Source organism: Pseudoalteromonas sp. GCY, from assembly GCF_016695175.1.
Taxonomy (GTDB): Bacteria; Pseudomonadota; Gammaproteobacteria; order Enterobacterales; family Alteromonadaceae; genus Pseudoalteromonas.
In genome coordinates this window covers 1,976,048-1,996,987 of record NZ_CP068023.1, presented here as the reverse complement: position 1 = coordinate 1,996,987, position 20,940 = coordinate 1,976,048, and the positions used below count along the sequence as shown (strand labels likewise).

The 20,940-nt window shown below is 42.7% G+C and carries 16 protein-coding genes; 7 read left to right on the top strand and 9 right to left on the bottom strand.

Translation table 11 applies throughout. The features are described from left to right. The first annotated feature begins 44 nt into the window (after positions 1-44). Both nrdB and yfaE read left to right on the top strand, forming a co-directional pair. Entirely contained in the window at positions 45-1,175 is a 1,131-nt protein-coding gene (nrdB, locus tag JJQ94_RS14075; protein WP_099031923.1) for a class Ia ribonucleoside-diphosphate reductase subunit beta, read from the top strand. Then, positions 1,175-1,447 carry a class I ribonucleotide reductase maintenance protein YfaE gene (gene yfaE, locus JJQ94_RS14070; RefSeq protein ID WP_010604851.1) on the top strand — a complete coding sequence of 91 codons (273 nt, stop codon included), beginning with the start codon at positions 1,175-1,177 and terminating at the stop codon, positions 1,445-1,447. Before nrdB ends, yfaE begins: the two co-directional genes overlap by 1 nt. Positions 1,448-1,505: 58 nt before the next feature. Here the strand turns inward: yfaE and JJQ94_RS14065 are convergent, their stop codons facing one another. Further along, on the bottom strand, positions 1,506-2,030 hold the full coding sequence (locus tag JJQ94_RS14065; RefSeq protein WP_099031922.1) for a YaeQ family protein: 525 nt from the start codon (positions 2,028-2,030) through the stop codon (positions 1,506-1,508). A gap of 174 nt (positions 2,031-2,204) precedes the next feature. Here JJQ94_RS14065 and JJQ94_RS14060 point away from each other — a divergent pair, with 174 nt between their 5' ends. Further along, positions 2,205-4,634, top strand: coding sequence for a TonB-dependent receptor (locus JJQ94_RS14060; RefSeq protein WP_099031921.1), 2,430 nt, complete (start codon positions 2,205-2,207; stop codon positions 4,632-4,634). A 68-nt stretch (positions 4,635-4,702) separates the two neighbouring features. Here JJQ94_RS14060 and JJQ94_RS14055 read toward each other — a convergent pair whose 3' ends face one another. The 5 genes from JJQ94_RS14055 to JJQ94_RS14035 form a co-directional block, all read right to left on the bottom strand. After that, on the bottom strand, positions 4,703-6,130 hold the full coding sequence (locus tag JJQ94_RS14055; protein ID WP_099031920.1) for a M1 family aminopeptidase: 1,428 nt from the start codon (positions 6,128-6,130) through the stop codon (positions 4,703-4,705). 124 nt (positions 6,131-6,254) lie between these two features. Then, positions 6,255-6,887: a uracil phosphoribosyltransferase gene (upp, locus tag JJQ94_RS14050; RefSeq protein WP_099031919.1), complete on the bottom strand. Its 633-nt coding sequence runs from the start codon at positions 6,885-6,887 to the stop codon at positions 6,255-6,257. A 12-nt stretch (positions 6,888-6,899) separates the two neighbouring features. Then, positions 6,900-7,448, bottom strand: a complete 549-nt coding sequence (locus tag JJQ94_RS14045; RefSeq protein WP_099031918.1) for an NAD(P)H nitroreductase — start codon at positions 7,446-7,448, stop codon at positions 6,900-6,902. 185 nt (positions 7,449-7,633) lie between these two features. Beyond that, positions 7,634-8,341: an HvfX family Cu-binding RiPP maturation protein gene (locus JJQ94_RS14040; protein ID WP_099031917.1), complete on the bottom strand. Its 708-nt coding sequence runs from the start codon at positions 8,339-8,341 to the stop codon at positions 7,634-7,636. A 328-nt stretch (positions 8,342-8,669) separates the two neighbouring features. Next, positions 8,670-10,631, bottom strand: coding sequence for an FAD-dependent oxidoreductase (locus JJQ94_RS14035; protein ID WP_099031915.1), 1,962 nt, complete (start codon positions 10,629-10,631; stop codon positions 8,670-8,672). Between the two features lie 212 nt (positions 10,632-10,843). On the opposite strand from JJQ94_RS14035, the gene sppA reads away from it, so the two are divergent. Continuing rightward, on the top strand, positions 10,844-12,724 hold the full coding sequence (gene sppA / locus JJQ94_RS14030) for a signal peptide peptidase SppA (RefSeq protein ID WP_099031914.1): 1,881 nt from the start codon (positions 10,844-10,846) through the stop codon (positions 12,722-12,724). 71 nt (positions 12,725-12,795) lie between these two features. Next, entirely contained in the window at positions 12,796-13,806 is a 1,011-nt protein-coding gene (gene ansA / locus JJQ94_RS14025) for an asparaginase (protein ID WP_010376991.1), read from the top strand. A gap of 89 nt (positions 13,807-13,895) precedes the next feature. Here the strand turns inward: ansA and gndA are convergent, their stop codons facing one another. Then, positions 13,896-15,269, bottom strand: coding sequence for an NADP-dependent phosphogluconate dehydrogenase (gndA, locus tag JJQ94_RS14020; RefSeq protein WP_039495778.1), 1,374 nt, complete (start codon positions 15,267-15,269; stop codon positions 13,896-13,898). Between the two features lie 442 nt (positions 15,270-15,711). Here gndA and pyk point away from each other — a divergent pair, with 442 nt between their 5' ends. Further along, a complete protein-coding gene (pyk, locus tag JJQ94_RS14015; RefSeq protein ID WP_039495777.1) occupies positions 15,712-17,145 on the top strand; it encodes a pyruvate kinase in 1,434 nt (477 codons plus the stop codon). Positions 17,146-17,292: 147 nt separating this feature from the next. Here pyk and JJQ94_RS14010 read toward each other — a convergent pair whose 3' ends face one another. After that, positions 17,293-18,117 carry a LytR/AlgR family response regulator transcription factor gene (locus tag JJQ94_RS14010; protein WP_010376983.1) on the bottom strand — a complete coding sequence of 275 codons (825 nt, stop codon included), beginning with the start codon at positions 18,115-18,117 and terminating at the stop codon, positions 17,293-17,295. Continuing rightward, a complete protein-coding gene (locus JJQ94_RS14005; RefSeq protein ID WP_099031913.1) occupies positions 18,117-19,187 on the bottom strand; it encodes a sensor histidine kinase in 1,071 nt (356 codons plus the stop codon). Before JJQ94_RS14005 ends, JJQ94_RS14010 begins: the two co-directional genes overlap by 1 nt. Positions 19,188-19,380: 193 nt before the next feature. On the opposite strand from JJQ94_RS14005, the gene JJQ94_RS14000 reads away from it, so the two are divergent. Next, positions 19,381-20,727: an IS1182 family transposase gene (locus tag JJQ94_RS14000; RefSeq protein ID WP_099032057.1), complete on the top strand. Its 1,347-nt coding sequence runs from the start codon at positions 19,381-19,383 to the stop codon at positions 20,725-20,727. The last annotated feature ends 213 nt before the right edge of the window (positions 20,728-20,940 follow it).

Genomic DNA, 20,940 nt, shown 5'->3' with positions numbered 1-20,940 from the left:
CGGGTGGTCTTCACCCGCTTTTTTAGGTATTGAGTAACACATTTATGGCATATTCTACGTTTAGCAGAAATCATAACGACCAATTAAAAGAACCGATGTTTTTCGGGCAAACTGTTAATGTATCTCGCTACGACCAACAGAAGTTCCCTATTTTCGAAAAGCTAATTGAAAAGCAATTATCGTTTTTCTGGCGTCCTGAAGAAGTAGACGTAAGTAAGGATAGATTGGACTTTCAGGCACTTCCTGAGCACGAAAGACATATCTTTTTGAGCAATCTAAAATATCAAACATTGCTAGACAGTGTTCAAGGTCGCTCTCCAAACGTTGCACTTTTGCCGATCGTCTCCATCCCTGAACTTGAAACTTGGATCGAAACTTGGGCGTTTAGTGAAACGATCCACAGTCGCTCTTACACTCACATTATTCGTAATGTAACGCAAAACCCTGAGTTAATCTTTGATGACATTGTAGGCAATGACAAAATTGTTGAACGTGCGGATGCAGTTACCAAGTATTACGATGAACTGATTGAAAAGGTAAGCCTTTATAATCAGTACGGCGAAGGCAAACATGAAATTAACGGCACAACGGTCGTCATTAACTTATTTGAACTTAAAAAGGTCCTGTACCTTTGTATCATGTCGGTAAACATCTTAGAAGCGATCCGCTTCTACGTGAGCTTTGCCTGCTCGTTTGCTTTTGCTGAGCGAGAGCTTATGGAAGGTAATGCAAAGATCATCAAGCTGATTGCTCGTGATGAGGCGCTTCATTTGTCTGGCACACAGCACATGCTAAATATCATGCAAGAAGGCAAAGACGATCCTGAAATGTCTATCGTGGCTGCCCAATGTCGTGACGAAGCGATTAAGATGTTTGTTGAAGCTGCTGAACAAGAAAAAGAATGGGCTGAGTACCTGTTTAAAGACGGTTCAATGATTGGACTAAATAAAGATATTTTGTGTCAATACGTTGAGTACATCACAAATATTCGTATGTCAGCGGTTGGTTTACCAACGCAATTTGAGACCAAATCGAACCCTATTCCATGGATCAATGCTTGGCTTGTTTCTGACAATGTTCAGGTTGCACCACAGGAAGCTGAGATCAGCTCATACCTTGTTGGACAAATCGACTCTCAAGTAGATGCCTCTGACTTTGGCGATTTCGACTTGTAATGGTTGAAAAGCCATCCTTCCTAATTCAGGTTGAGAATATTGAGGAGCCACTGGAATATGTGGCTTCTTCGTCTTCGATACTCGAAACCCTTGAAGCCGCAAATATTGAAGTCCCCTATCAATGTCGCGAGGGTTTTTGCGGCGCCTGCCGCGCCAAGCTCATTGAAGGACAAACACAGTACGCGAATGAACCACTTGCTTTTGTGAGAGATGGGGAAATTTTATTGTGCTGCAGCAGACCCACAAGCCATATTAAAATAGAGTTGCCGTAAATAACCAAAACCCGAGAGATAACAACTTGTCTAGTAGCCGTTATCCCTAACTAATACGTTAAATCAGCTTGGTAATTTGAGTACGAATGTAGTGTTCACTATCAGTAACACTCATCGCCCCATTTTCAAAAATCACATCCCAATGCAAACTTCGCGTCAGCATTTCACACAATTCAACCACAAAGTCCCTAGGAATACTAAACACAGAGAAAGATCCAATAAACTGCAATTGCGCTCGATGCTCTTCAAACCATTGCTCACCGTCAGCACACAACACCACAACCTTGGCATAAAGTTTTTCATACTTGAGTATCTCATCGACCTCTAAGGTACCAATAAACAAAGCAACTTCAACCTGTTCGTTGTCATCTTCTAGCCATACATCCGGCCAATGTTTTTTCTCCGCCTTGCTCCACTTTGCCGGCTTATCAAAAGACAGTGCGCAGATCCCAAGCAGTTTCATCGCAAAATGCTCGCTACTTTCTTTTGACAACATGGCAGTAGTAAACGCTTCTTCATGGTGGCTATGGTGAAATAAGTCAGCAACCTTAATCCTTGCCTTGAAAACAAATGGCTTATTCATTATGTTGTGCTCACTTTAGCTTGTTTCTTAACTATAGCTGTAATTCTAATTTCAACAATAACTAAGTTATAGTATAACGTTATTGATCCACAAAATTTGTAGTGTTATATTATCACTCTATTAGTCGAACAGCTCACTCGTTCAATACATAACCTAACTCGTGGTAATAAAAATATGTTTAAGCAGTCTCTTATCGCCAGCGCATTAATTTCAATAATAGGTGCAGCGCCAGCTTATGCTGCACAACTAACAGGTAAAATTGTTGATGCAAACAACCAACCGCTCAGTAACGCCACTATCCACCTTCATGGCAAAAGCAAATCGGTAAAGTCAGATAAATTTGGCCAATTTACGATTGAGCTTGATGCTGACTCGCAGCTTCATATCTCAAAGCCAAACTACTTAGACCATCGTATTAATGTTACCGAAGAACAAGGTTTCGTACGTGTTGAGCTAACACCAACGTCCGTTGAGAGCATAGTTGTTTATTCTTCTGCCCTACACAAAAATAGTATGGAAATGACCTCTCCAGTGAGTGTATTAAGCGGTGATGAACTAAAAAACCGTGCAAAACCCACACTGGGTGAAACACTAAAAGGCCAACCTGGGATCAATGCCAGTTATTTTGGTCCGGTAAGTTCAAGCCCTATTATCCGTGGCTTAGATGGACCACGAGTCAAAATCACGCAAAATGGGTTAGACAGTAGCGATGCCTCGCGCGTTGGTCCGGATCACGCCAACACTAATGACTCACTAGCCGCACAGCAAATTGAAGTACTAAGGGGCCCTGCAACCCTACTTTACGGCTCAGGTGCAATCGGTGGTGTGGTTAATGTTGTTGATAATCGTATTCCGACAGACGTGATCGATAGCCTTCAGGGCGCTGCCGACTATAGCCATGATACCAACTCAAATACCAATACCTTTGCGGTATTATTAGAGTCCGGCTTTGACGGATTTAACTTCCATTTCGATGGCGTTAAGCGTAAAGGTGGTGATTATGAAACCCCAAATTTTGCGTTACCGCACGACGAACATGAAGAACATGAGCATGAAGGCGAAGGTCATGCCCACGAAGCAGAAGAACATGAAACAGAGTACGCCAATCGCGTCGACAATACCTTTATAGATTCTGAGCAATTTAACTTAGGTACAAGTTACGTCGGCGATCATCTGACCGTTGGTTTCTCTTATGGCCGTGTTGATACGGACTATGGCATTCCTGCTCACTCTCATATTGGTCATGACCATGATCACGAGCATGAAGAGGAAGGGCATGACCACGAAGAAGAATCCGTATTTGCTCGAGTAAAGCAAGACCGTTGGCAAGGGCTTGTAAATTATGCAGTACACAGTGACTGGCTTGAATCTGTTGGCCTACGTGTCGGCTACACCGATTACGAACACGCTGAAATTGAAGATGGAAACATTGGTACTGTATTTGAAAATGATACAACCGAGTTACGCTTAACCGCAGAGCACCGCTTAGGAGAGTGGCACGGCACTGTTGGTTATCATTTCTCCGACAGCGATTACGCCGCAAATGGTGCGGAAGCTTTCACGCCATCGACCAATACCAAAACTCACGCACTTTATATCCTTGAAGAACGTCGTTTTGGAGACTTCACACTTGAGTTAGGTGCTCGTATTGAAGACTACCAGTTATCAAGCAAAGGCAATCAACTGGAAGCGTACGAAGAAGATCATGACCATGAAGGTGAACACGACCATGGTGGTAACTTAGATAATGGGTTTATTTCTTATGACCTGGAAATGACTAATCTAAGCTTGTCTATTGGTGGCGTGTACGACTTTGCTGAAGGCCAAAACGTTGCCGTTTCGCTGTCTCGCTCGGAGCGCGCACCATTAACCGCCGAATTGCTTTCAAATGGCATTCATATCGCAACTAGCACCTATGAACTAGGGCTTGGTTATGAGCTAGAAGGTGATCATTTGCACTTTGAGCCGCAAGATATCGAACAAGAAACATCAAACAACCTAGACATCAGCTTTAGAAAGTTCTCAGGCGACTTTGGCTATACCGTTAATTTCTTCTACAACGACATCGAAAACTTCTACTATCAGGCATTAACAGACTATATCTATAGTCCAGAGCACGGTTTAGAAGTGGCGGATCATGCACATGAAGGCGCTGTTCCGGTGTTTAAGTTTGAAAGCAGTGATGCCAAACTATACGGTCTTGAGTTTGATGCCCATTATAAACTAAGCAACTTTGCACGCGTCAAAGTGTTTGGTGATTCGCTGACAGCCAAATTAGATAACGACGAATATTTGCCACGTATCCCAAGCAACAAGCTAGGTCTTGATTACGAACACAGTTACGAGAATCTAACAGCTAATTTCACGGTGACACATTACTTCAAGCAAGACAACATCGCGAGCTATGAAAGTGAAACTAAGGGCTATACGCTAGTGGATATGTCGTTTAACTATGATTTTGAGTTTATGGGCAGTGACATGGTTGGTTATGTTAACCTTGATAACCTAACAGATGAGCTAGGCTTTGTGCATAGCTCGTTTATCAAAGAGCAAGCCCCACTTCCAGGTCGTAATATCAAGCTTGGTATCAGAGGCTACTTTTAATACCGATTCCTTTCTTTTATAGAAACCAAAAAGCTACCTCTTATCGGTAGCTTTTTTATTTGGATTGTTTATATCCCATCACCTTTTTTACTCAACGTGATGAAATTCTCAAAGTTGGTGGCGTTTGAAATATCAAGCGTGAACCTGTGGTTATTCACCCAACGAGATAATATCCAATCAATGTTAGGGTCTTTCAAGTCACGTAGTGCAAGGATAAAGTCGCCTGTTGATGCTCCGCTTTTAACATTTGCTGCATAAAAGGTACGTAGTAAATGATTAAACCTTTCCTCTCCTAGCTCATGATGCAAGAGCGCAAAAAATAGCGCCCCTACCGAATAGGCATCGAGCCCTGCTTTTCCATACTCTTCAAACGTAGTCGTTAAATATTTTGGCTGTTTACCAAATTGTTTCTTTGCCCGTTTTAACACGTTTGTCATATGCGAGCTTAAAGACACCGTTTTATTCAACCGCGAATCAGTTAAATACTCTAAAAAGGTCGCCTTGCCTTCATTCCAGCGCGGTGAGTAACTTTCATTCGAACGTGGATCCCATAAATGACTAAGTTCATGATACAGGCGGGTTACCTCCACAAACCCTTCGCTGTCTTGGATAATCGCGGTAACGTCAGCTTGTGCACCAAACCCCTTTGGGATCTCTATAAAGCTAAACTCACCAGTACTTTGACGTTGACCAAACCAGCTTTCATACAATGTTATGGTTTGTTTTGCCTTTTCTATATAATCAGTTGCATATTTATTTCCCGGTAACGTAAATAGCTTAAAGCCATGCCCTTTTGTCACGGTATATGGTGCAACCATGAAGTCCATTCTCCATGAGGGTTTCTGATTTTTGTAAGAATACACCTTTCGGCCATGACTGGTTTCTATTACGCCTAGTAAAATGCCACCATTTGCTACTACTAAGCCACTATCCACTTCGATGTCAGCAGTGTAGTTATACAACTTCTGCCAAAAGCGTGACGCGCGATTTACCCTATCATCAGGCACTGTGATGAGCGGATAAGCATATGCGTCCATACGAATAATAGAAAATAAAGGGGTGATGTCATCTTTAATGTAACCCATCCCAGTTTCCACATATCCCTTTATATGGCCAGAATAATTAACAGTAAAAGTTGTTTGTTGATCTGGTTGGAGCGCCTCAGATAACGATAATTTAATATAATTAGACTGAAATAGTGAGTCATCAATATTACTTACTACTCGTTGTGTATAGTTGAGGGACTTACCCGCTTCCGAAGTGATATCAACAACACTAAGCAAGCGATAAAGTCTTAAAGGGATTACTCTAGTTGGTGTTGTTCCTTGATTTTTAACCGTTATCGTTGCGCTGCCAGATAGACTGCTTGTTTGTGTATGTATGTTGAGATTGAGATGATAGTTGGTTGCAAATGTTTCTATTTTTTCAATACTGGGGAGCTCGTTTGCTGAAGCAGAAATGCAGCTTAGCCACAAAAAAATACGTAGCAAATACATCGTCTATCCTTAATATTATTTTGTTGTTTTAACAAAAATAGAGCGGAAGGCGTGTTTTTACTACCATATTTTTTTGTATCATTGTTTTAGATCAAAAAACAAAATTTGTTAATCACTAAATCTGCTAGGTTCTCGTACCAAAGATTTTGTCACCGGCATCACCAAGCCCAGGGACTATATATCCTTTCTCATTTAAATGGCTATCTAATGCTGCCGTGTATATTTCAACATCAGGGTGCGCTTCTTTCACCAGCTTTACTCCCTCTGGCGCCGCTACCAACACAATCGCTCTGATCTCTTTTGAACCTGCTTTTTTTAGCATGTCGATAGTAGCAATCAGCGAGCCACCTGTCGCAAGCATTGGATCAATAACTAATGCAAGTCTAGCATCGATATTGCCCACCAATTTTTCGAAATAAGGCACCGGTTCAAGTGTTTCTTCGTTACGCTGTAAACCCACAACACTCACTTTTGCCGCTGGGATCAGCTGCAGTATGCCATCTAGCATCCCCAAACCAGCTCTTAAAATTGGCACCAAGGTGATCTTTTTGCCTGTCAGCCTTTTAACTGTTAACTCGTTACCGTCCCAAGCGGAGATGACCTGATCACTCAACGTCAGATCTTTTGTTGCTTCGTAAGTGAGTAAGTTGCCAACTTCCGAGACAATTTCGCGAAAATTTTTGGTTGATATCCCCTGCTCTCGCAAGAGTCCAAGTTTATGCTGAACTAATGGGTGATCAATTACATGTAATGCCATGGCTGCGTATCCTTATAAACTGCTAAAGAAATCTTCTGGTTTGTGTCTTATAGGCTTTGTACACTGCACCGTAGGCGTGCCTAAATAAAGATAGCCAACGATCTCATCTTTTTCATCGAGACCAAGTTGCTTTTTCACTTCTGGGCTCTGAGCAAAGTAACCAGTTCGCCACACACCAGATAACCCCTGTGCAAAAGCTGCTTGCTGCATAGCAAGTACACTACAACCGGCACTTTGAATTTGCTCAATACGAGGCACTTTTGGATGTTCTTGATAAGGAGATACTGCGATGATCAACATTGGCGCGCGCTCTGGTAACTGTCTCGCTCTGTCTATTATCCGTTGTTCTTGCTGCTCTTTCACCGCCGCTTGATAGTAGATTTCACCTAGCTTTTCGCGGCTTTTTTCTTCGACTGTAATAAATCTAAACGGTGTTAAGCCACCATGATCTGGCACTTTTAGTGCTGCTTTTTTAATGATTTCTAACTGAGCTGGATTAGGTCCAGGAAAAGACAGATTGCTATCTGACTGGCGTGTTAAGAGTAATTCTATGGCGTCCATTAACTCATCCCGTGTTGTGCCTTCAAAATGGCCGTGAATTATACCAATTTGACTTATTACGTGTCTCGAAATAGACCACCTACCTAAGCAAATTGGTATTACGTGGCTTGTAGTCTATCATTTTCCCTTAAATTCGACCACGCGACATCACGGATTTCTGGATAGCACCCTTGCAATATTTCGTTTTACTCTGGAAGTAAATCGCGTTGTTTCCTATCAATAAGTATCCTCAACCAATAGTCAACACTGACATAACGTCCACCACCGGTAAAAAATAGTGAAAGTAGTAATACAAAGTAAGTTGCCGCAAATTCAATTCCATTGTTTAAAATAACAATATTGCCTTTTTCGTAGAGATAATTCGGTCTGCCATTTTCTTCGACTATCTCTTTAATTAAATCCAAACGTTGCTTTGCTTCTACGCTATTATCTAAGCTCACTTTAGCTTCGTCAAAGCCAAGCCAATCTAATACTTTAGCTGCGCTAGTATCGGGATTTGTTGGCGTTACCGAAAACCAACCATGCTCCAAATGAACCGTCGTTGCAGCAACAACCATAGTCACCATGAGCGGAATAGACACTAAACGAGTAAGCAGGCCAAACAAAATTAACCAACCACCTAAAAACTCCGTCCAAGCGGCGAGAAAGGCAAGCAAGTCAGGAAAAGGTAATCCTAAGCCCCATTCACTATTGCCAAACCATGCGACAATATTGGGATCGGCGAGGAGGCTTTGTAAAAATGTCGCGTCCGGATTAGCCAAATTTAATTTATTGTAACCTGCAATGATCATAACGGGCGCAAGAATAAGGCGCATAAGTAATGGCGCGAGACCAGAAAAATGTTGAGATAAATGTTGTAGTTGCCGATACGGCTTTAGTAGGTTGGCAAGCATATGCGGTCCATAGTTGATGTTTGAATTATCAGTATAGACCGCAGATTGGGTTGGGTTATTTCGTTAGGGCCTGTTAATCTTTCAAGTTTGTTTTTGCAGCAGTTTGATTGGTATTTATACAAGGCAGAGCCTGCGTAGCATAGTTGTTCTATGTGAGTCAGGCGATAACACAGTAGAAATGCCAATCAAGCGCTGCCCTTTGGGTTCACCTGAGTGCGCTTTGTTCATTGTTGCTCAACTCTTGCTTAGATTACTAGGCGGCAAGTCGAGCGTCGCGACCAAAACACACTCAGGAGAACAAAAATCAAACAGCAAAGATCAACAGACCCTAGATCTTTCTTGCTACCTGAAGGGCCTCTGCAATCGCTCGCTTAGCATCAATCGCTGCTGCCAGTTTGGCCCCACCAATAACGTGATGATTTTCTGGTAGTGCCTCTTTATCGAACAAGCTATCGTTAGAAACTTGTCCAATACAAGCAATGACCGTATCTACGTCTAACAGTTGCTCTTCACCTGCAACTCTTACAGTCAAACCTTGATTATCAAAGCTGATATATTCGCATTCTGCAATTTGCTGAACATTGTGATGTTTTGCAACGGCTCTGTGGATCCAACCTGTGGTCTTACCTAAGTCTTTACCAAAACGTCCTTCAGAACGTTTTAACATATAAATCGGCCTTTGCTCTTGTGATGGTCGCGCTTCACATTCTATTCCCCATTGTGATTTAAAATCAGGAATAGTTTGTTCTCGCTGTTCAGTTAAAAACGCCACCATGTCAAAGCCAATACCACCTGCGCCTAAAATAGCAATTTTATTGCCTAGTTCTACTTCACCTTTTATAACTTCGTCATAGGCAAACACACGTTTTCCATCTGCGCATTCTATTTTCGACATACGTGGGCTTACACCCGTTGCAAATACCACATCATCAAACGCATTTGCCATTGTTTCTTCGTATGGTGTATTTAGGCAAAGCTCAACACCTAAGCGATTTATTTCGCTGACATAGTATTTAAGCGTATGTTGGAAGTCTTCTTTACCTGGTATTCGCATCGCTAAATTAAACTGACCACCAAGCTCGCTACCTTTATCAATCAACTTAACTTGGTGGCCTTTTTTAGCGAGATAGTAACTTACAGACAATCCAGCAGGCCCTGCCCCCACAACGAGTACTTGTTTTTTCCTTTGGGCGGTATGAAGTGGATAATCCAATTCAAATCCCGCTTGTGGATTCACCAAACATGTTGCTCGTTTGCCTTTGAATACATGGTCTAAACAACCCTGATTACAGCCGATGCAAATATTGATTTGCTCCGAGCGCTGCTCTTGATATTTGTTAAAGAATTCAGGATCAGCGAGTAACGGACGCGCCATAGAAATAAGATCGGCATCCCCTTTAGCTAAAATGTCGTTAGCAAGATCTGGCGTGTTAATCCTATTCACTGCTACAACAGGTATATCAACGGCTTGCTTTAATCTATGTGACGCTTCACGATAGGCACCTGGAGGCACCATCGACGCAATTGTTGGAACGCGTGCCTCATGCCAACCAATACCGGTGTTAAGAATATCCACACCTGCCGCGACCAAAGCTTTGGCTTGAAGCACAACTTCTTCTGGTGTTGAGCCATTTGGGATTAAGTCCATGACCGACAGACGAAAAACGATAATGAACTTTTCGCTCACTTTTGCTCTAACCGCTTTTACAATATCTGTTGCCAATCGCATTCTGTTTTCTAAGCTACCACCATACTCATCAGTGCGCTTATTGGTATGACCCGCCATAAACTCATTGATTAAATAACCCTCTGAGCCCATGATCTCCACACCATCGTAGCCTGCTTTTTCGGCCAATTTAGCTGAGTGAGCAAAGTCTTTAATCGTACCTTTGATGGCGCTTACGCTCATTGCTTTTGGTTTATATGGATTAATCGGTGCTTTAATCGCACTAGGTGCAGTGTTGAATGGATGGTAAGCATAGCGCCCTGCATGTAGTAACTGTAGACAAATTTTGCCACCATGTTTATGTACTACATCAGTGTATGCTTTGTGTTTAATTACATCGTATAGCGAGTTAAAAGAAGAAGAAATTGGTGTCAACTTACCGCGTAGATTCGGACTATAACCACCTGTTACGATCAGGCCCACTCCACCTTTTGCTCGTTCTTCATAAAACGCAGCCAGTCGCTTTCGGTTGTGCCACCCTTCTTCAAGCCCGGTATGCATTGATCCCATTACCAAGCGATTACGCAAACTGGTATGTTTAAGTTGTAGTTCTTGTTCTAACATTTGCCGCCCCACAAAACTGGTCTTACCTGTGAACATTAACGTTTTTTTATTATTTGGCAAGTCTTAAGGAGAAAGAAATTAACGAATTTGGCAGCATTGGCGATATTTCAATCATGAAAATACTTCGTTACGTTTTTCTATTATTCATGAAACTCGCTCTGATATATGATAAATGTATAGAGTTGTATTGAAGTTAAGCATAAGGGATCATTTTGAAACTGATAGCGAATATTTTTAAAGGCATTTGGGCCACACTGAACTTTTCCAGGCGATTAATTTTAAATCTGCTGTTTTTATTCATTCTTATCGCCATCGTGATAAGCATTGTATCGGGTGAGGATCAGGTTAAGGTCGAAAATAAAAGCGTACTACGTTTAAACCTGAACGGTATCATAGTTGAGCAATTGACCTATGTTGACCCTGTTGAGGCGGCAATGAGTGATGCTTTTGGTGACTCAGAAGAGCCAAGCGAAATTTTATTAGATGATGTCATCGATGTTATCAATAAAGCAGCTCAAGATGACCGAATTACAGTGATGTATCTTGATTTACAACGTCTTCATAGCGCCCATCTCGATAAATTACGAGATATCAAAGACGCGCTCGCGCAATTCAAAGCGGCGGGCAAAAAAATATATGCCCACGGCGCCTATTACACTCAAGCTCAATATTATCTCGCCTCGGTAGCCGATGAAATTTCTCTACACCCATACGGTGGAGTTAATATCACCGGATTTGGCATGTATCCCCTGTATTTCAAAGAAGCCCTTGATAAGCTTAAAGTTACGCAACATATTTTCCGCGTTGGTACATACAAGTCGGCCGTTGAGCCTTATATTCGCAGCGATATGTCACCGGAAGCAAAAGAGTCTAATCTTGGATGGATCACCCCGCTTTGGACACAATATAAAACAGAAGTGGCCAAAAACCGCGGTTTTGATGTAGCTAATTTTGATGAAACCTTCGCAGCATTAACAGACAAAATGGAAGCTGCACAAGGCGATTCCGCCAAATACGCTATCGACAATCAATGGGTCGATGCGTTAACGACCAATCAGGCATTTGCACAGAAACTAATCGATGAAGTTGGTCTCGATGCAAAAGGAAAATCTTTTAAACAGGTCTCGTTCAATCAATATCTATCGACGATGCCGCCTAAAGAGTTTGCAGACAACCCATTCACCGAAAAAGTCGCAGTGGTTGTTGCTAAAGGTCAAATCTCTGATGGCAAGCGTAAAGCGGGTGCTATTGGTGGCGATTCAACAGCAGCACTACTTAAAAAGGCTCGCCTTAACGACAAAGTGAAAGCAGTTGTACTAAGAATTGACTCTGGCGGTGGTAGCATGTTTGCTTCTGAAACCATTCGTAATGAAGTTATCGCACTAAAAGCCGCAGGAAAACCCGTGATAGCATCAATGGGATCTGTTGCAGCTTCTGGTGGTTATTGGATTGCAGCGTCAGCTAATGAAATATGGGCATCGCCAAGTACGATCACCGGCTCTATTGGTGTATTTGGCATGATCATGACCTTTGAAAATGCAGCAAACTCATTAGGAATTTACTCTGATGGTGTTGCGACAACCGAATTAAAAGGCCAATCTCCATTCAGAGGGATAGATGGCGGCTATAAAAACCTCATCCAAATGGGCGTTGAAGATGCCTATGATAAGTTTATTTCCATGGTTGCGAATGAGCGAAACCTTGATAAGTCAGCGGTTAATGAGGTTGCGCAAGGACGTGTATGGCTAGCAACTCAGGCGCTTGATTTTGGCTTAGTTGATAAGTTAGGTAACAAAAACGATGCCATTGAAGCGGCAGCAAGTCTTGCTAATTTAGAGATGTATGATGTTATCACTATTGAACAAACACTCACAGAGCAAGAAAAGCTGATGCAGCAATTATTTGGTGCATCTATGGTGCAAAGCGCCATTAGTGCCCTTGTACCTGAGCAATCGATATTCGCAAAAACTGCATTAAATGCCCTAGACAGCGTTAGCAATACAATAGCACTACAAACTCAAATGCTAGGCCAGCTTAACGATCCAAACCATGTCTATACGCTTTGCTTAGTGTGTAACGTCTCAGCTGAGTAAAATCGATTAAGCACTGCAATTGTGGTGCTGTAATTGTTATACTGAGCCCAGATTTTATTCTGGGCTTTTTTATGAAAAGAAAAAAAATATATATCGCCTATACCGGTGGTACCATTGGTATGAAGCAATCCAGTCGCGGTTACGTTCCGGTTGCAGGATATCTAACAGATACAGTGAAAAATAACGCTGAGTTTACTCGCGATGAAATGCCGCTTTTTGATATTCATGAATATTGCCCGTTAATTGATTCGTCAGATATGTCACCGCATCACTGGCAGCTTATCGCAGATGATATTCAATCAAAGTATCACGACTATGATGGCTTTGTGGTGCTCCATGGCACAGATACTATGGCCTATACTGCCTCTGCGCTATCCTTTATGTTTGAGAACTTAACTAAACCTGTGATAGTGACTGGCTCTCAAATTCCGTTGTCACAGCTGCGCTCTGATGGTCAAGTAAATCTGTTAAACGCGATGTATTTGGCTGCTAACTACCCTATCGCCGAAGTGAGTTTGTTTTTCAACAATAAACTTTACCGCGGTAACAGAGCAATCAAAGCTCATGCTGATGGCTTCGATGCATTCGCTTCTCCAAACCTTTCGCCGCTGGCACAAGCTGGGATCAATATTCAGCTGATTGAAGGGAAATTAAGCCCTTACGTTGAGCAAAGCTTACAAGTCACCAAGATTTCACCTCAACCTATCGCGGTAATGCATTTGTATCCTGGGATCTCAACTGAAATCCTTAAGAACCTAATGCGTGGCGAGATGAAAGCGTTAATCTTATTAAGCTTCGGTGTTGGTAACGCGCCACAAGACGAGCATTTTTTAACTGAGCTTAAAGCAATCAGCGACCGCGGAGTGGTGATCATCAACCTCACCCAATGTATCCAAGGAAAAGTGAATATGGGCGGCTACGCGACAGGAAATGCGTTATTAAACTGTGGTGTGATCAGTGGCTACGATATGACACTAGAAGCGTGCTTAACAAAGCTACACTATTTATTTAGCCAGCAGCTTGAACTTGAAACGATCCGCCATTTGATGCAAGACAATCTGCGCGGTGAGCTAACTCGATAGCAATAAAGCGAAAAAGTAGCGCGACAAAAAAACCGTGGTATCGTTACCACGGCTTTTAAGTCAGCTCGAAATGCTCCGAGCGTCGATTATTATCTAACTTTTGCTTCGATATCGACAAGATCAGTAAGGTGACAAGTTTCACCACTATGTGTCTTTATGCCGTGCTCACCAAAATAATCACGCTGTGCTTGCACCAAGTGTCCATTGCTTGGCGTGCTCAGTGTTGCAATATAAGTTTGCGTCGCAGCAAGTACCGGGAAAGACAAACCAGTCGCCACAGCTTTACCTGTAATACTACGTAGTGCAAGTGCAGGCTTCTCAAGTGAATCGATAAATTCAACACCTTCAGCGATATCGTCTAAGTAATCAGCTCGGATAATACAGCCCGCACGCCAGGTTTGTAGCGTTTTATTGAGATCCACTTTCCATTGGTGTGCACGAGACGCGCCCTTAATCAGTGCAAGACCTTGGCGATAACATAGTAAACTGGCAAAATAGAATGCGTCTTTTAACTCGTCTAAATCAACCTCAATTGTTTGCGTTGATTTATTCGCATACGTCATTTCTTTCGCAGCTGGAGTATCAATAGTGTTGGTGAGATGGCGAGCTTGTACCGCAGCCACAAGCGAAGGTACGGCAATACCAAGCTCCAGTGCGTTTTGCGCCGTCCAAAGGCCAGTGCCCTTAGCTCCTACCTTATTGTCGATAAGATCGACTAAAGACTCGCCCTGCTCTGTTTCCAGACTTAAAATGTGGCTAGAAATTGCAAGTAGATAACTATTTAATTTACCTTCAGACCAAGATTCAAAAATCTCAGCAACTTCTTTAGGAGAGCGACCGGTACCCAGACGAAGCAATTGATAAAGCTCCGCAATGAGCTGCATCAACGCATACTCAATACCGTTGTGCACCATTTTAACAAAGTGACCGCTGGCAGATTGCCCAACACGCGCGAAACATGATTCATTGTTGTAGCTCGCAGCAACCTTTTCGAACCAAGGCTCGATACGCTCCCAGCCACCTTCTGAACCACTTGCCATCATTGCAGGACCATGACGTGCACCTTCGGCACCGCCAGAGATCCCCATAGTGGCAAACTCAAATTTATTCTGATATTTCAATTTACGTGCAATACCATCTTTGTAATTACTGTTACCACAGTCAACGATGATATCGTCTTTCTCAACTCCAGCTTCAACCAAATCGCTACAAACTTTATCGACTAGTTCACCTGCTGGAACGAGTAATAAAATCGAGCGAGGAGTCTCTAATCTTCTGATCATATCACCGAGATCAGACACTATGTGTAAGCGCTCCGCCATACCTAACGACTGTGCGCAACTCAATAATTCCGCACCTACTTCGGGGTTCTTGTCGTAAGCGACTAAGGTCATCCCCTTCTCAATTAGATTTAGCGCGAGGTTTTTACCCATCACACCCAAACCAACTAATGCAACCTGCATTTAGTTTCCTCCTCGGTAACATCAAAACTTTATGCGTTCGTGTATGTGCATTATACCTGAGCGACCATGATTGACCAGCGAGACACACAATTCACTGAAATCATATCGGTTCCCAAAATATGACAGCTAACACAATTCACTGTATAGCAATATAGTGACAGCAGCACGAATTCACCAATTTTGTGATAAATCTCAAATAGTCCCCTAAGCTGTAAGGTAAAATATTCGAGATTGACGGCCACTGACACCGGTGTCATAATGATGACATATAGATCATATAACTTAATTCGAGTGTTAAAAAGGGTTTTGCATAATTCTTTATGCTCTAATTAGTTAAATCGTGATTTTACAATGTGGCATGTGTAAAAAAACAGCAATTTTGATTTACTTTTAACACATTCATAAGTTTTTGCTTACCTTGATAAGCTAACAGGAGAATCTGATGCTTAGACGCACAAAAATCGTCGCAACACTGGGGCCAGCGACGGATAGAGATAACAACTTAGAAAAAATCATTCGTGCCGGCACCAACGTAGTCAGACTAAACTTTTCACACGGTGTAGCTCAAGATCACAAAAATAGAGCCGAAGCCGTTCGCGAAATTGCTAAACGCTTAGGCGTAAATGTAGCTATTCTTGCAGATTTACAAGGTCCTAAAATCCGCGTTTCAACATTTAAAGAAGGCAAAGTGTTCTTAGAAGTGGGTGCAAAATTCACGCTCGATGCAAAAATGGAGCCTGGCCAAGGTCACGTTGAAGCTGTAGGTATCGATTATAAAGAATTACCGAATGACGTAAAACAAGGTGATTTACTGTTATTGAACGATGGACTTATTCAGCTTGTTGTTGAAGAAGTACAAGGTCACTTGGTTCATACCAGTGTTAAAGTTGGTGGCGTATTGTCGAACAATAAAGGGATCAACCGCTTAGGCGGCGGCTTAACAGCACCTGCATTTACTGACAAAGACAAAGAAGACTTGATCACAGCAACAGAAATTGGTGTGGACTATATCGCGGTTTCGTTCCCTCGCAGTGGTGACGACATGCGTTACGTTAGAGGACTGGCGGAGAAAGCAGGTTCTAATGCACAATTACTTGCAAAAATCGAACGTGCAGAAGCGGTTGAAACCGTAGAAGCGATTGACGACATCGTACTGGCTTCTGATGCGGTGATGGTTGCCCGTGGTGATTTAGGTGTAGAAATTGGCGATGCCGCTCTTGTTGGTAAACAGAAGCAAATTATCAGCCGTGCTCGCTCACTAAACCGTACGGTGATCACTGCCACTCAAATGATGGAGTCAATGATTGACAACCCAATGCCAACTCGTGCTGAAGTTATGGATGTCGCAAACGCAGTGCTTGATGGCACAGATGCGGTAATGCTTTCAGCGGAAACCGCTGCTGGTGATTACCCAGAACAAACCGTCGCGGCAATGGCACGTGTGTGTTTAGGCGCTGAATCTCAACCACAGATCCATATCTCTAAACATCGTTTAGACAGCCGTTTTGCTGATACCTGTGAAACTATCGCGCTGTCAGCAATGTACGCAGCAAATCATTTAGACTCAGTAAAAGCCATTGTCGCACTAACTGAATCGGGGAATACCGCAAAATTGATGTCTCGTATCAGTTCAGGATTGCCTATTTACGCACTGTCTCGCCATCAATCAACGCTTGGGCAGGCATCACTCTATCGTGGTGTTTATCCGGTAAGATTCGACTCGACACAATGCTCAGATGATTCAACAGTTCGCGAAGCACTTGATACGCTAGTTGCAGCAGGCTCATTGGAAAAAGGCGACACAGTGATCATCACACACGGTGATAAGATGGAAACTATCGGCGCCAGTAACACGCTGAAAATCGTCACAGTGTAAAAGCGTTGAACTAGGTAGCGTTGCTGCCTAGTTCATCTTTCCTTAGAATACTCTAAAGTGTACAAGCACATAAAATACACTACGTCACCGTAGGCTAAACACGGTGCAAATCACTTTAGCCCGCGATTGTATTCGCTTTTCAGTGTCTTAGCTTGCGAGTGCAGCCTTTACTTTGTCACGGTAACTACGGCTGACTTTAAGCTCTTGACCATTCTCAAGTACCAATAAATACTCACCACTGCTTTGTGTGACCAGTTTACTGATCTGCTTAGTATTAACGATTGCAGAGCGATGTACACGCACAAATAACGTAGGATCCAACTCTTGTTCTAGATCTTTCATTGTTTTACGTAAAATATGAGTCTGACCATCGCTACAGTGTAAGCACATGTAGTCACCGGCTGCATCAATCCACTGAATTGACGATGTAGATACTCGAATGATTTCCCCTTGCTCTTTTACCGCGAGCGATTCTGGGAATTTTTTATCCTCAATTGTATCTCCTGTTGCAAGTTTTTTAAGGATTTCTTCACAGTTATTACCAGTGATCCCTGCAACAAAGCTGGCTAGCTTTTTCTTATGCGCATTGTCTTGTTGTGTTTTTAAATAGCTTTGCACTTTCTCCACCGCCTGTTTTAATCTGTTGTCATCAACGGGTTTTAAGATGTAATCCAGCGCATGGATCTCAAATGCCTTTACAGCATATTGATCGAACGCGGTTACAAATACGATAGCAGGCAATGGTTTAACACTTTCACTTAACGCTCTCGCTACTTCAAAACCGTTCATGTTCGGCATTTGAATATCGAGAAAGACCAGATCTATGTCCTCAGATTTGCATAGATCGATTGCTTGTTGACCACTGCCACACAATTCTACAACTTCGATTTCAGAAAAATCTCTTAACCTTACCGCTAGCCCTTTTCTCGCTAACGGTTCATCATCTACGATTAGTGTTCTAATTTTGCTCATTACTTCTTCGCCCTTTCATATGGAACGCGAATGTTTACCTTCAAACCAGTTGGCTCATTGTCCGAGAGCACAAATGAATAGTTGTTTTCGTACAAGGTTTTTAAACGGTCTTTGGTATTCGCTAAACCCACTCCCTGTGCACTTTTCAGTTGCCCACCTTCCAGCTCGGCGCCAGGACCATTGTCTCCTACTTCCAAGAGTAGTTCATTGGCAAACACCTGCGCTTTTATTTCAATTTTGCCGCCATGCTCTATATGGGCAATTGCGTATTTAATGCTATTTTCAATGAGTGGTTGTAGGATCAAGCTTGGTACTAGTGCCTGTTCAGCTTCTTCTGTCACATCAAGCTCGATAGATAAGCGTTCATCAAAGCGCACCTTCTCAATTTCTAAGTACAGCTTTAACGCATGTAGTTCTTGCTCAAGCGGTACCTTTTTTATTGGATCTGTATTTAATGTATGACGCAAGAAATCACTGAGCCTTGAGACCATTTGATTCGCATCTTTGTTCTCTTCAACCAATATAAGCGTCGAAATCGCATTAAGGGTATTGAATAGAAAATGCGGATTCAATTGATATCGCAGCATTTTCAATTGCGCTTCATGGGCCATAGTATTGGCTTTCAAAGCCTTTTGACGCTCACTCTGTAGCAACTGGTAATACTTAATACCAAAGTACAACCCACTCCAACAGAGTATGATATAGACAGAGTCTAGTCCCTGCTGTAAGTAATAAAACCACTCATCCGGTCGATATCCGTGACGATATATTTCCCAATGATTAAACTTTTGAACGACCGCCCATAGTGTTCCAGTTACATATGACGCCGTAAACACAACGAATATCAGCACCAACGGTGTTGCATTCCAAATTTTACGATAGAGGTATCGTAGCGGTACCGTCATCAAGCACCCTGCATAGGCATTTAATGCGATGACAAACACATAAATATCACGCATTTCAAAGACTTTTGAGCCAATATAGTTAACTAGCGCGTAGCCCAGCCAACCGGCTATTTGTAATACCCAGAAAAATCTCTGCCTGTTATCAACCAGTGATTGCCACTTCAAAATGATTATACCTCTTCTATCTTAACTGGATTATATATCAGCATGTCGTCTCTATTCACTGCTGGTGGTCTCAGTTTTTACACACCTTGCCGCAAATAAAAAAGGCACCTTAGTGCCTCAGACTGTTGAAAAAGGGCTGGACACAGATCTAGCCCTTTGATCTAATAAGCGTAGTGAGTTTAGGGAGTTCACCATGCTTAAAGACAAAACCCCTCAGCAATATGAACTAGAAATGGTCGCTATCGACCAATTGGTTCCAAAAGACCATTTAGTTCGCCTGATTGACCTTGCGATTGATTTCGAATTCATCCGCGATGAAGTCACCCATCTCTACTGTAAAAACAATGGTCGCCCAGCGGTTGACCCAGTGCGAATGTTCAAGATTTTATTTCTTGGATACCTGTTTGGCATTCAAAGCGAGCGTCGCTTGATTAAGGAAATCCAAGTCAATGTCGCATATCGTTGGTTTTTAGGTATGGGACTAGCTGAAGATGTCATCCACCACTCGACGCTAAGCCAAAACCGCATAAAGCGCTTTAAAGACAGCAACATTTATCAATCCATCTTCGATAACATTGTCCGCCAAGCGATGAAGCAAAAACTCATAGGTGGCTATAGCTTATTTGCTGACAGTACACACCTCAAAGCCAATGCCAATAAAAAGCGCTATGACATAGAAGACTTAAAAGTCAGTCCTTCAGTGTATGTAGAGCAATTGAACGAAGCGGTACTGCAAGACCGGGAGGATGAAGGAAAAAAGCCCCTGAAGTGTAAGGAAGAAACACCTTGCACAAAACCAACCAAAGTCAGCCGCACCGACCCAGATAGCGGGTTTATGGTACGGGATGAAAAGCCAAAAGGGTTCTTCTATCTAGACCATCGAATTGTGGATGGTAAACACGGCATTATTGTTGACACACACGCCACCGCAGGCAATGTCCATGACTCACAACCTATTATCTGTCGACTCGACAGAGCGCTCGATACCTTTGAGATAAACCCTATCGCGGTTGGGCTAGATGCAGGCTATTTTACCGCCGCGGTATGCCACAATCTGGAAGAAAGGCAATTAGTTGGCGTGCTGGGATACCGAAGACCAAATAAAAAGAAAGGCTACTTCGCCAAACGTGAGTATCAATATCAAGCCGATACAGATACTTACCTGTGCCCGCAAGGTGAAACTCTAATCTACAAAACAACAAGCCGAACAGGCTATCGTCACTATCATTCCGACTCAAGAAAATGTGGACGCTGTCCAGTCAGAAATCAATGCACAGCCAGTAAAAATCAAACCAAAGTTATAACGCGGCATGTTTGGCAATCAAGCGTAGAAAACGCCAATGCGATTAGGCTGAGCGACTGGGGTAAAAAGCTCTATCGACGACGAGCCGAAACGGTGGAAAGAAGCTTCGCTGATGCGAAACAACATCATGGACATCGCTACTGCAGATATAGAGGCCTGCCAAAAGTGACCGCGCAGTGCTTGTTAGCAGCGGCATGTCAAAATATGAAGAAAATGGCGCTCATGGCTGCACACTAGCAAAAAACCTCGAAAACTCCCCCCTAAAAGCCCTCAAAACGACCTTGGACACACCAAATCATAATAATTAGCCTAGCCAACACAAAAAAACCAACGCTGAAACTTACGGCAGAGAAAACTGCTCCAACAACTGGGAAAAATAAACCCCGCTTAAAAAAGCGGGGTTTATCATCAATCTGAGGCACCTTAGTGCCTTTTTTTAAAATAAATTAA

Excerpts from the sequence above, each read along its gene's own strand:
- nrdB (WP_099031923.1), top strand. The coding sequence starts at position 45 with ATGGCATATTCTACGTTTAGCAGAAATCATAACGACCAATTAAAAGAA.
- yfaE (WP_010604851.1), top strand. The coding sequence starts at position 1,175 with ATGGTTGAAAAGCCATCCTTCCTAATTCAGGTTGAGAATATTGAGGAG.
- JJQ94_RS14065 (WP_099031922.1), bottom strand. The coding sequence starts at position 2,030 with ATGAATAAGCCATTTGTTTTCAAGGCAAGGATTAAGGTTGCTGACTTA.
- JJQ94_RS14060 (WP_099031921.1), top strand. The coding sequence starts at position 2,205 with ATGTTTAAGCAGTCTCTTATCGCCAGCGCATTAATTTCAATAATAGGT.
- JJQ94_RS14055 (WP_099031920.1), bottom strand. The coding sequence starts at position 6,130 with ATGTATTTGCTACGTATTTTTTTGTGGCTAAGCTGCATTTCTGCTTCA.
- upp (WP_099031919.1), bottom strand. The coding sequence starts at position 6,887 with ATGGCATTACATGTAATTGATCACCCATTAGTTCAGCATAAACTTGGA.
- JJQ94_RS14045 (WP_099031918.1), bottom strand. The coding sequence starts at position 7,448 with ATGGACGCCATAGAATTACTCTTAACACGCCAGTCAGATAGCAATCTG.
- JJQ94_RS14040 (WP_099031917.1), bottom strand. The coding sequence starts at position 8,341 with ATGCTTGCCAACCTACTAAAGCCGTATCGGCAACTACAACATTTATCT.
- JJQ94_RS14035 (WP_099031915.1), bottom strand. The coding sequence starts at position 10,631 with ATGTTAGAACAAGAACTACAACTTAAACATACCAGTTTGCGTAATCGC.
- ansA (WP_010376991.1), top strand. The coding sequence starts at position 12,796 with ATGAAAAGAAAAAAAATATATATCGCCTATACCGGTGGTACCATTGGT.
- gndA (WP_039495778.1), bottom strand. The coding sequence starts at position 15,269 with ATGCAGGTTGCATTAGTTGGTTTGGGTGTGATGGGTAAAAACCTCGCG.
- pyk (WP_039495777.1), top strand. The coding sequence starts at position 15,712 with ATGCTTAGACGCACAAAAATCGTCGCAACACTGGGGCCAGCGACGGAT.
- JJQ94_RS14010 (WP_010376983.1), bottom strand. The coding sequence starts at position 18,117 with ATGAGCAAAATTAGAACACTAATCGTAGATGATGAACCGTTAGCGAGA.
- JJQ94_RS14000 (WP_099032057.1), top strand. The coding sequence starts at position 19,381 with ATGCTTAAAGACAAAACCCCTCAGCAATATGAACTAGAAATGGTCGCT.